Source organism: Clostridium beijerinckii HUN142, assembly GCF_000621745.1.
GTDB lineage: Bacteria > Bacillota > Clostridia > Clostridiales > Clostridiaceae > Clostridium > Clostridium beijerinckii_A.
In genome coordinates this window covers 50,277-62,462 of record NZ_JHXK01000019.1, presented here as the reverse complement: position 1 = coordinate 62,462, position 12,186 = coordinate 50,277, and the positions used below count along the sequence as shown (strand labels likewise).

Genomic DNA, 12,186 nt, shown 5'->3' with positions numbered 1-12,186 from the left:
TTTTTGCTTTTACATTCTATTTGAATATCTTTTTATGGCGTTTATACCACTGTTTTCTAAAAATTATTTATCCTTATGAAATGTTTCTCCATTAATATTCCTTTGTGCGTAGTTTATATAGCTATCATACTACTATTACCTTAGGCAATTAAATACTTTTGTACATCGTATTGCTTGTCCATACTTTATATACAAGTAAATAAAACTCAAGCTCAATTGACTATCTTTTAGATTCTAAATTTAAGTCAATCTCTCCATTTATTTCAGATAATTCAGATTTACTAATCGATTTCATCATATTAAATAGCATGAATTCTGTAATAGTCATCCCTTGCTTTCTGGCCATTCTCTTTATGGCTAGCTTCTGTTCCGTTGTAACCCTGAGCATTATGGTAGCATCTTTCATCGTATCCCCCCATCCCACATACTGTATATAATGTAATTACAATTTATACATTACATACAATACCATACTTGTTTTACATTTTTTGTAAAAATATAGCATAAGAATCATAAAATCTCTCGACTTCTTTCGTATTTTGCTTTTCATATCAGATATATGTTATCAATTATACACGTTACTCCAGCATATAGCCTTGAATCTCTCACTACCATCTTGACTTGTATAAAAGATTATTTAATAACTATAATTTAAAAAATATAAAAATAATCTAGAGCACATATTATACTCTAGATCATTTAAATTAACCTTTATAACTTATCATTTTAATTTATTGTATCTTTACTAAACTAATTGTACTCCAGTAGAATTATCTCATTTGCCTTCATATCCAAACCAGTATGAATGTCTACAACCTTATAATTATTAGGTTCAGATATTACTAGCATGGTGATATCATCCAATCCCTTCTCCCTAATAAGTTTTCTATCAAAACTTAAGATAATATCACCTTTTTTTACTGCTTTTCCTTCTTCACAATGTAATTCAAAACCTTCTCCGTTTAAAGCTACAGTATCAATTCCTACATGAATTAGAAACTCCATTCCATCTTTTGTTCTAATACCAACTGCGTGTTTACTTTCTTTCATAACTGCTGCTATAGTTCCATCACAAGGTGAATATATTTTTCCTTCACTTGGTTTAATAGCGACTCCTTCCCCCATCATTTTTTGTGAGAACACTTCATCATTAACCTCACTTAAGTCAATACTTACACCATCAGCAAAAGCATAAAATACTTTATTCTTATTTTTATTAAATAAATTCTTAAACATATTTACCTCTACTTTAATTCCGGCCAATAGCCTTTATTAGCTTCAATAAGCTCATCTAGTAGCAACTTAGCAACACTAGCACTTGGTACAGTCTTAGATAAAGTAAGTGCCTGCCATAATTTCAAATAGCTATTTTCAATCCATGCTTCAACAACTAATTTTTCTACTGATACTTGCTGCTCCATCAATCCCTTTTGGAATTGAGGAATTTCTCCTTGCGCTAAAGGTTCTGGTCCATCACTTCCAACAATACATGGAACCTCAACCATAGCCGTTGGATCAAAATTAGAAATAGCACCTTTATTCTCTACAATACATAACATTCTTTCATGAGTATTATAAGCAATTGCTCTAGCTAAATCTACAATAAAACTTGCATGAGCATCAATATGGAATTCTCCACCTTTTGCCGTTCCTGCCTTTGTAATAGAACGTGCTGCGTTAAACACATCTTTTTCTCTTCCATCCATAACCTCATTTGCTCTAGAATATTCTGCATTAGAATGTTCTACAACATAATCTGGATACAGATAGTACTTTAGGTAGGTATTTGGTAAAAACCTCGGATCTACTGCTAACAAATCTTTTGCTTTCTTATGAGTTTCCTGCCAGCTTGGATCAGTATGTTGTGTCTCCACTTCTTTTACAGTTAAATAGCCATTTTCTGCAACATAGGCTTTAATTATATCTGTTAAATCATTACCTTGTTTATCCTTAACGCTAGTCCACCATCCAAAGTGATTTAATCCAAAGTATTTAACTTCTAAATCACCTGGTTCTAAGTTCACAATGCCAGCCATACGACGAAGAGTTCCAACAGGCATATCACAAATATTTAATACCTTCGAATTTGGTTTTAATCTACGGCAAGCCTCAGCTACAATTGATGCTGGATTTGAATAGTTTAGCATCCAACAGTCTGGGGAGTATTTTTCCATTAAATCTATTAATTCTAGCATGCCTCCTATACTTCTCATTCCATATGCAATTCCTCCTGGCCCACAAGTTTCTTGACCAAGTACTCCATATTTTAAAGGAATCTTTTCATCCTTTTCACGCATTTCATATTTTCCAACACGTATATGAGCCATACAGAAGTCAACATCTGTAAATGCTTCTTTTGGATCTGTAGTATAAGAAAATTCAATATCCGGTGCATTTTCTTTTAATACAATATCTAAAGCCTCACCAATAACACTTTGACGTTCAGCATCATTATCATATAATTTTAATTTTCTAATTGGAAAACGGTGTAGATTATCTAATAGCATCATAACTATTCCTGGAGTGAATGTGCTTCCGCCTCCTGCAATAACAATAGAATGTTTTTTCATATATATTACCTCTTTCCTCTAATTTATATTATTCTTCAAATATTTCTACAATTTATATTATTATTCTCCTACAATTCCTAGTGCTTCATCCACTATAGATCTTATTCTAGTTACATGTAATCCATAAATTACTTGAACATTTTCTCCTTTTTTAACTACTCCAGTAGCCCCTGTTCCTTTTAACGTAGCTTCATCAACTTTTGATGTGTCATCAAGAATTAATCTTAGTCTTGTAAAACAGTTATCTACTTTTTTAATATTTTCTTTTCCACCTAGAGCCTCTATTATTACAAGTGCTTCATTCCCTGAAGCTTTACCTCCTGTGTTTTGTTCTCCTGCTACTTTTTCTTTATAATCTTGTTTATTATAAAGTTTAACTTCCTCATTACTGTCTTCTCTTCCAGTAGTCTTTAAGTTAAGCTTAACTATTAGAAATCTAAATATTACATAGTAAACTGCAAACTGTGCTATACCTACTAAAATAAACATTGGCCAGCCTGTTTTTTCTATACCTAATGGTAAATTATAAAGTAAGAAATCTATAAATCCATTAGGTGCTATAGCCCTTACGTTTAATATATTTAAAGCTACCATTCCAAGACCGCTTAAAACTGCATGTACTCCAAACAATATTGGTGCTGTAAATAAGAATGAAAATTCTATTGGTTCTGTAACACCTGCTATTATTGAAGTTACTGCTGCTGGTATAAGAATTGCTCTAGCCTTCTTTTTCTTGTCAGGGTCAGCAGTGTGATAAAGTGCTAAACATGCGCCTATTAATCCAAACATTTTTGATAATCCTCTAGCGTCCCATATAACTGTGCTAGATAAAACTTTGATTGAAGGATCTGCAATTTGTGCAAAATAAATGTTTCTAGCTCCTTCTATTGCCTTACCACCTATAGTCTCTATTCCTCCAAGCTGACTATATAAGAATGGAGTATATACCAAGTGATGTAATCCCGTTGGTATTAAAAGCCTTTCTAGTGTCCCATACATAAATACTCCAAAGTTGCCGCTCTTTTGTATGTAATATCCTAAACTTGATATTCCCCACTGTACTGATGGCCAAACATAAGAAAGTATAACAGCTAATACAACAACCACTGGAATTAATATTAAGAATACTAATCTTGAGCCTCCATATATTTGAAATGCTCCATTAAACTCTTTTTTGCAATATTTATTATGAAAATACGCTACAACTATACCTAAAATTATTCCTAAAAAAACTCCCATATCCAAAACCTGAGTTCCAAGTACAATCGCCTGACCAGAACCTCTTAAATTATCAGGATTTACTAACTTCCCTGATAAACTCAAGAAAATATTCATGGCATTATTAAATATTAAGTAAACTAGTACTGATGTGAAACCTGACTCTGCTTTTTTCTCTTTTGCAAGTCCTACAGCTAAACCAACACAGAATATTATTCCAAGGTTTGATAGTATAGGAACCAAGGACCCTGATAATATTTTTCCAAATCCAAATATTACACTATTCTTTAAGAACGGTGCATATTCCGCTAATTTGGTATTTGTGAGAATATTTCCAAAAGCTATTAATATACCTACAATCGGAAGTATTAATACTGGAATAAACATAGCCTTAGAAAATCTTTGCATAGCATTCATAATTTTATCCTTCATATATTCCACCTCTTATCAAATTATTGTGTCATCCATAGGCTCATTATATATACGTTTTCATTGAATTGAAATAGATTTCAACCATTAAGAAACCTGTTAGCTTAAAAGATAACAGGTTTCTTAATTTGACTATTTATTTTCTTTTCTTGTTTCTTGATAATATCTGTAAATTAAGTATTCCATAAACATAAGCATATTTGCAAAAAACGAGTTAGGCAGCACATTACTGTCATCTAATTTATGCATATCAAATATCTTAAATGAAATATCCGAAAGAGCTGAAATGCTGTTTTCTAATTCCTTTGTGAAGGAAATTACTACTTTATTTTTCTTCTTCGCCACTTGAACCTTATCTAATACTTCTTTAGTTTCTCCAGATTTTGATATTACTATTAGTGTTTCCATGTCTTCTAGATTATTTTCAAAGCTGCCCTTAGAATCTATCAATATGCTCTTTACACCTATACCAAGCAGCTTTTTATTAAAGTATTCTCCAGCAATTTCAGAGTAGCCTCTTGCATAAATAAAAATATACTTTTTGGTTCCACTTACCAATATTTCTATAAACCTTTTTACATTTTCATCATCTATATATTTAGATAAAAACTTAATATCAGTACCTATTAATGCTTCTGATTCTTCTATAATTCCTGTACTACCACTATCTATTAGCGGTGTTATATTGTAAATCATATCAATAAATCCTGTAAAACCTAATTTTTTTGAAAGTCTCATAATAGTTGATGTGGATGTGTAGTTGTCGGCCGCAACTCCTCTAACGCCAAGATCCATTACACTATCGATATTATTAATTATATATTCTAATACTTGTTCTTCTATAGGTGTGATTTTTTTATTATTAACTATTTTGCTTAGATCAACTTTCATTTTTTAATCATCCTCTAATTATTATACGATTTCAATAGTTGCAATAACATTATTGTAATACATTACTATCTTATTATTCAATCTTAGCACACTATTATATATGTTGTCATAACTACTTTCTTGTTCCTATATTCTATTCAAATACTTTTATATGGGAATTGTAATACAATCAACTTATACATTACTTATCTAAATGGAATACTTATTTTAGTATTCTTTTTTATGTTATTAGTATGGTTCTTATACCTCAATTACCTTATAAAAAGTCCAACTTTCCTTAATCTTATCTAGAAATACATATACTGTATCGCTTGTCTATACAATATACACAACATTTTATTTTATCTACTTAAATATAAATGCTTAATCTATATGTAATTATAGGTATAGAAACATACTACTCGAAGCTTATTTGTATTTTAGTATCAAAATATGAAAAACATATTATTAACTTATATGAACGCTGGATATTCCTTACTACGAAATTAGTCCATTTATATAATCTAAATCTAAAGTATTTTCAATAATTCTATATTCCTTATTAGAATTACTGATATTATTAGCAATATTTATATATTCCTTACCTTGTATAGTAACTTCAGCAGATATGCTATTCTTATCGTAAATATATATATGATAAGAACCTTTTGTTCTATCTGATACGCTACCATAATGCTGAATTAGTTTTATTTTAGATAAATCAAATAAAATATTATTTATCTCAATCTTATCTTTAATTGTTTTATCTTCCCCTCCCAATGTGCTTCTAATCTCAATTTTCTCTATATTTTCTTTATTATAATTACTAAATAAAAAACTATTCAAAGTTCCTTTTCTAGGATATAAATAATATGATGAGCAAACTATTAGTACAGTAATCAATAATATGGATATACTTAAATTTTTCTTCATAAATACCCCTCCTATTTATGTTATAAAAGTATCGTCTAAATTATTAATAGATAAATCACTTTAAATAACTTGAGATCCTTTAAGCTTGTATTAACTTTAATGAAAAAGCAAATTACCAACTTAAAAAACTATATATGTTGAATAATTTATAAATTCTTTCGCATGAAAATATTAACATTTGAAACACAATAAAAGCTACAACCGTTGTATAACTAAGTTGTAGCTTTTGCTTGGTACTCCCAGCGGGATTCCCCCCATACATTTCAACACATTCTATAAAGTTATGAAAGATGCTATTTCACTACGCTTTAAGACTTTTTATTCATCAACTAAAAACCATTAAAATTGCTCCAATATCGGAGAATAAACACCGAACAAACACTTTTTATATAGTTAATAATTTAATTTTTTTATAAAAGATTATGCTTAATATAGTGTTGAAATATTTTATAAATTAGTTCTCTTTAATTGTGTCTCGTATAATATTTTCGAGTTCATTCCTCTTATCAATTAACTGTTGTTTAATAATGTCTTGCTTATCAATTTCAGCTTTAATTAAATCTACTACTTCCTTTTGCTTTGCTTTATTGGGAACTGGTAGTAAAAAATCATTTAATTCTTTACTAGATATTTTAACCATAGACTGATTTTTTCCCTTTGACACATACTTAAAGTATAGCCTTCCTATAATGGAGTTTATAATATACGCTACGTATTCTTTATTTATATCATCATTTAGATTAATCCTTATCATTAAATCAGAAAATATATAATCTTCATCTTCATCAGACAGTTTAGCAATTGACGCTAATGCTACTAAATTAACAGTATTACCCCTACTAACAAATAAATCTCCATTTTTAATAATATCATTATTAATATTATCTTTACTTTCATCTGAATATTTTGGTGAGTCAAATGACAAAGAAGTATTTATATTTATACAATCTATACCTAGAATTATATTTGTTGTTGCATTATCATCACATGTTGGAGACCATCCATTTTTAGTGTTTATTATATATTTACCCAATTTTTCAATACAATTACAATTCAAAAACATTTTTTCTTGTAGTTGAACAGCCTTATTCCACCTATAACTAGCTCTTAAATTTGAATTATTGAAAGACAAAGAATATAAATCAGTATCAATATTTTTCTTATTTTCTATTTTTTTTAATGTTTCTATATCTATGCAAAATTCTTTAGTTATAACTTCGTTAATTAATTTTTCAATAATTTTATTATAATTTCTGCTTTTAGAAATAGAATTTTCATATTTGTTGATTAAATCCAATAAATAGTCCTGTTCATTTTTGTCAAGAATCGGAATTTGTATATCCATTAAATCATCAACTCTTAAAAAAGAATATCCACCAGATACTTTATATAATTTTTCAACTACTTCTTTAATAATTATCGAAATTATATATGTGTACACTAAAGAATTATATTCTTCTTTTAATTTGATTGAAATATTATTCTGATTTAATAGCATCTTTACATCATCTCTTATGAGAGCTATTTTTCCAATACTGTGGCCAACTAGCGCTATTACAATCTCATTCCGTTGTACTTTAAACTTTTTAAATTTCTCCATATCGTAGAATTCTTCAGGTAAATAATCCATATTATCAAAGTCAATAAAGAAATCTTCTTGAAAATTAGCTCCTTTAAGTGCTATAATTTCTCCTTCAGTTGAAAAATCTTTTGCTTCAAAAGCATATCCTTTATATGAATAAGAAACGAAATATTTTAGTTTTTGGGTATTTTTATATTTGTTAGTAAAATCACTAATCCATTGAAAATACTTAAAATCATTTCTTAGAATATTATGATGTGATATATTTTTAAAGTTTAACTTTTGTATTTTTATAGCCATAGTCACTACCTCCTTGACCAATGGATTTCTCTTATGTAATCAAGTATAGTTTCTTTAATACCATCATCAACCAAAACCATTCCATTTCCATCTGTTCTATAAAGGTCATTAGATGCTATTTTTTCTCCTCTTTTAGACCTTTTATATCCAACGTTATCAGCTTCTGCCATAAAAATAGAGTAGTTAAGATCTTTTGAAACTTCTTCAAATACCCACCAAGTATTAACATAACCAAATTCCTTTTCTGTATCCTTATTATATTTGCAAAGTTCCACTAATTCATCTTGATATTTTTTTATTAATTCATTATTTGATAAAGCTATATCATCATCTGTAATATGCGCTTTTAAAAATCTAACCAAAACTTCCTTTTCTTCTGTCTCTGATAAACCTTTAATAGAAGGTAATTTTGCTTTTTGTTTTTCTCCAGAATAAACTCTAATTAAGTTCTCAACTCTTGTTTTAAGATTTTCATATTCTCTTGAATATTTATCCCAGATCTCATTCCATTTTTTAATCTCTACTACCGTTTTCTTTTCAGCAAAAAGAATACTTGTCTTTGTTTTTGTAAATGGATCAAATGTTAATTGTGGTAATGAAACAATTGCTTTAATGTTAAAATATTTATATAAGAATAGTCTAATATACTTATTTTCAGTTGTATCAAATATACTTTCTGGAAGAATAACAGCTAATCTACCATTTTCTTTAAGCAATTGATAGTATCTTTCAATAAATAAGTTTTCAGAGTTCTTTTTATCCCCAAAAATAAAGCATTTTCCAACTTTCTTTTTAGTGTCCTTATCCAAATCTACTGAAAATGGTGGATTTGTTAATATAATATCAAATTGTCCATTTACTTTTTGCCCATATGCTTCGTCATCTGATTCCTTATTGAGTGCATTTGGTGCTGATGGTTTTAAGTACTCTGTAAATGGCAATAACCCATCACCCTTTTGTGCTCCAACAAAAATGTTAGTAGAACCATCGCCATGTAATATCATATTAACCTTTGTAGCAGTTCCTAAATTAAAGTTCAATTCAGAACCGTATATGTATTCTCTTGCCCATTTATTCTCTCTATAGTCAGGATAAAACCAATCAGATTCAACTTTGTCTTTGACGCCTCTTGATGTATCAAGCTTTCCTCTGAACCTGTATTTAATGTTTTGAGTAACAAACTTCATATATTCAATTAAAAAAGTTCCACTACCCGCTGATGGATCAATCATAAATGGAATTTCTTTATCTTTATTAATTTTTTCAATTGCAAGTTTATCAGCTTGAATAGCCCATAACATAAATTTAACGATATTAACATGAGTAAAAAATTGTCCTTTACTTTGTTTAAACCCTGTTCGAATAATCCCTTCAAAAAAATCACCTAAAATATCCTTACCTGATAAACTATTTTTGCCATCTACAAAAGAATATTTTTCTAGTTCTTGAACTGTATATTTCAGTTTAGATAAAGAGAATTTTTTAGTATCAATAACATAAGATTTTTTTAATTCCTCAGTATCCGTAATATTAAGTTTTTCAGTTAAAGCCCTTTTATATAAATCATTAATTCTATCAAATAAAATTTCATTAGTTTCGAATTCATCACTTGAAGCTTTGTCAAAAGTAAGAGATTGAAATTCATATATATCCCCATCATTCTTTTCATCTTCATCCTGTATTTTAGCTAAAATAAGATTAGTAAGTGAAGAAAATATTTCATTATCATCTGTACTTCCTCCGCCCCATAAAACATTATGTAAATCTTTTTGTAGTTTATCTAATATTTCATGTGTAAAGTTCTTTTCTAAGTCTTTTTCGGTTCCTTTTATATAAGGTGTCTTTTGAGCCTTTCCATATCTTATTGGAATAGCATCTACAAAATCTCTTGATATTTCCCAATCAGAAAATGTAGGAAACTTTTCATTATCAATAACCATACATTCATCAGAAATGTTTTTTCCTAGCATATCTAATGTATAAAGCACCAAGTATTTAACATTGTGTCCTTCTATTTTTTCCATTCCGCCAACTTTAAATAATTGTTCTTCAATAGTCAGATCTTTATCCAAAGCAGCATAGTCCTTTGGAGACTTCAATTCAATAAATAGAAAAGCATCATTTTTATCATCTCTAACAATAATATCAATTCTACTCGTTATAGTGTGTGGCCTTCCTGCTGTGTATTCATGTTCAATTTCAATCTTTTCTGGTTTATATCCATACTCATTAACTAGTTTAGTTAATATATATGCTCTAACAATTTCCTCATCACCTGAAATAGATTTAATATCTCGTCCCTTGATTTTTGATGAATACGCAATTGCTCTTTTGGTGAAATCTAAATTTTCAACAATTTTAATAGGTTGTTTTTGTATATATTCTTCTATGTATTGTTTTTGTATATCTGTTAATAAACTCACCATTTATTCTATCTCCTTTAACTATGCATGTTTAATACTAATTCTATTACAATTTTATCGTGTACTTATCATAACATAATTTACAAAATATTGCACACAACGCCCATTTTTTGGTATTAAATTCTTTTATATGAAAAAATAAGCCCTACAAGCAACGATCAAGTTACCTATTGGGCTTTATTATTTCCCTATTTTTTTATTTCATAGAACCATGAACCCAATGTGCTTTTTAGATCATTACATTGACTCATAATCAAGTATTGTGTTTCAATCCATACACCTTTATCATTGCCCCTCACGTAACACGTAATGCCATTGAAATACTTCAAGACATCATTTATGTTAACCCCATCATATGCAGCTGATTCAGGCGGCAAATAGTTCGTAACTATATACCCTTTTTCTGCTGCTGTGGCTGCTGGATCTGCTGGTATATTTGAGTCAATTGCATTGCAGAACCTATGGGCCAAAAGCTGCCAACTGCAACCCCTATAGATGGCCATATCTGTTTCGCTATCACAAAAGCATATTTCAAATATTATGTTACCAGCTGCAATATGATTCATTTCATAATCTTTGACATATTTTACACCTCTGTTAGTGAATCCAAGAGATCCAAAGTTATTACATAACCTTTGGGCATATGGAAGGGCCTTGCTTGATTCTGATGAAACAAGCGCTTCAACCCCATGGCCTGATCCATTAAAAGCATTCATGTGAAGGCTCACAAATAAGTCAACATTTGCTGCATTTGCTGCGGCTGCTCCTTCAGATAATTCAGCATTTGCGTTGCTGCCATTACTATTACAATCTATAACAGTATGGCCATATTGTATTAATAGATCCCTAACATATTTAAAATATTGCTGCATTTGCTCATATTCATTAACGATTCCAACCGCCCCAATACAATTGGAGCTATGGCCGCCCCTTAATCCTATTTTCATTATTGCAATTCCTCCTTTGTTACACTATCGCTCATTCCTGTTGTGCTATTGTCCACAACAATTCCTAACATTGTAAGAACTCCTAATACTGTATTAATTATATCATTCCAATTATCAGGGAATATTTTAAACCCTAATTGTTGGCTCAATAATACGATAGCACTTGCAATGTATACCCAAAAACTCTTATTTTTTAATCTTGCCTTTAAATCAATCTTATTCATATCATTTCTACCTCTTTTCATTTATTTTGCTTTTGATCTCTCTTACATCTTCCTGAATATGCTCAACTAAATTGAATTTTTCTGCCAAAGTATCTAATAAATTTTGATACCTTGCTTCTCTTTCCCCTGTGGTCCTTAATACATAAACCAGTAAACAAGCAAACATTCCATACCCTAGGCCCTGTTTTAGGGCCATATTAATTAACTCATCCATAACACACCTACTCATTCAACATTAAAAAAGGCCATAAAAAAAAGACTTGTCAAAAGTCTGCTGTTTGGGCCATGATATTTATTATTGAGCTGCTAAAATTGCTGCCACTCTATCTCTCCATAATGGCGGCACTTCTTCGATCGTCATTATACCTTCTTTTATTCTTCTAACATATATAACAACCATTATTTTGTACCTCCTAACATTGCTGCGATCTCTACAAGCGCGGCTTCTAGATCATTCAATCTTTGTTCAACCGGATCAACTTCTTTTACTATATCAATATATTTATAATATAACTCATTGTGTTCTTTATCATATACTAATATTGTTTGTTTCCCCTCAACTTCAACCATTTCAGGCTCATTTTTATCTAATACATAGCCTTCATTTACATCAAATTCATTAAGATCATAATTAAAATTGTATCTAATAAATGTAACCTCATTTTTTTCATTAGCTCTGATAAATATCAT

13 protein-coding genes are annotated in these 12,186 nt (G+C 29.6%); all 13 read right to left on the bottom strand.

The genetic code is table 11. The features are described from left to right. Positions 1-220: 220 nt before the first annotated feature. The 13 genes from T483_RS0110050 to T483_RS0109990 all read right to left on the bottom strand — a co-directional run bounded on the left by T483_RS0110050 (position 221) and on the right by T483_RS0109990 (position 12,186). Entirely contained in the window at positions 221-406 is a 186-nt protein-coding gene (locus tag T483_RS0110050; protein WP_026886734.1) for a DUF1778 domain-containing protein, read from the bottom strand. Between the two features lie 344 nt (positions 407-750). Next, positions 751-1,236 (bottom strand): PTS sugar transporter subunit IIA, encoded by a 486-nt coding sequence (locus T483_RS0110045; RefSeq protein ID WP_026886733.1) that lies wholly within the window; start codon positions 1,234-1,236, stop codon positions 751-753. A gap of 8 nt (positions 1,237-1,244) precedes the next feature. Continuing rightward, positions 1,245-2,570 carry a 6-phospho-alpha-glucosidase gene (locus T483_RS0110040; RefSeq protein ID WP_026886732.1) on the bottom strand — a complete coding sequence of 442 codons (1,326 nt, stop codon included), beginning with the start codon at positions 2,568-2,570 and terminating at the stop codon, positions 1,245-1,247. A 60-nt stretch (positions 2,571-2,630) separates the two neighbouring features. Then, positions 2,631-4,220 carry a PTS transporter subunit EIIC gene (locus T483_RS0110035; protein WP_026886731.1) on the bottom strand — a complete coding sequence of 530 codons (1,590 nt, stop codon included), beginning with the start codon at positions 4,218-4,220 and terminating at the stop codon, positions 2,631-2,633. A gap of 129 nt (positions 4,221-4,349) precedes the next feature. Continuing rightward, positions 4,350-5,108, bottom strand: coding sequence for a MurR/RpiR family transcriptional regulator (locus T483_RS0110030; RefSeq protein ID WP_026886730.1), 759 nt, complete (start codon positions 5,106-5,108; stop codon positions 4,350-4,352). A gap of 477 nt (positions 5,109-5,585) precedes the next feature. Continuing rightward, positions 5,586-6,020 (bottom strand): hypothetical protein, encoded by a 435-nt coding sequence (locus T483_RS0110025; RefSeq protein ID WP_026886729.1) that lies wholly within the window; start codon positions 6,018-6,020, stop codon positions 5,586-5,588. 454 nt (positions 6,021-6,474) lie between these two features. Continuing rightward, the gene (locus T483_RS0110020) at positions 6,475-7,902 is read right to left on the bottom strand and encodes a restriction endonuclease subunit S (RefSeq protein ID WP_026886728.1); all 1,428 of its coding nucleotides are present in this window, start codon (positions 7,900-7,902) and stop codon (positions 6,475-6,477) included. Between the two features lie 5 nt (positions 7,903-7,907). After that, positions 7,908-10,328: a restriction endonuclease subunit M gene (locus tag T483_RS0110015; protein ID WP_026886727.1), complete on the bottom strand. Its 2,421-nt coding sequence runs from the start codon at positions 10,326-10,328 to the stop codon at positions 7,908-7,910. Between the two features lie 185 nt (positions 10,329-10,513). Continuing rightward, positions 10,514-11,272, bottom strand: a complete 759-nt coding sequence (locus T483_RS0110010; protein ID WP_026886726.1) for an N-acetylmuramoyl-L-alanine amidase — start codon at positions 11,270-11,272, stop codon at positions 10,514-10,516. Beyond that, positions 11,272-11,517, bottom strand: coding sequence for a phage holin (locus T483_RS0110005; RefSeq protein WP_242841830.1), 246 nt, complete (start codon positions 11,515-11,517; stop codon positions 11,272-11,274). The genes T483_RS0110010 and T483_RS0110005 overlap by 1 nt, the downstream gene beginning before the upstream one ends. Beyond that, complete coding sequence (locus T483_RS0110000; protein WP_026886724.1) at positions 11,504-11,710, bottom strand: BhlA/UviB family holin-like peptide; 207 nt, start codon at positions 11,708-11,710, stop codon at positions 11,504-11,506. The genes T483_RS0110005 and T483_RS0110000 overlap by 14 nt, the downstream gene beginning before the upstream one ends. 81 nt (positions 11,711-11,791) lie before the next feature. Further along, entirely contained in the window at positions 11,792-11,896 is a 105-nt protein-coding gene (locus T483_RS32435; protein ID WP_274597740.1) for a CD1375 family protein, read from the bottom strand. Further along, positions 11,896-12,186: a hypothetical protein gene (locus T483_RS0109990; protein WP_026886723.1), complete on the bottom strand. Its 291-nt coding sequence runs from the start codon at positions 12,184-12,186 to the stop codon at positions 11,896-11,898. Before T483_RS0109990 ends, T483_RS32435 begins: the two co-directional genes overlap by 1 nt.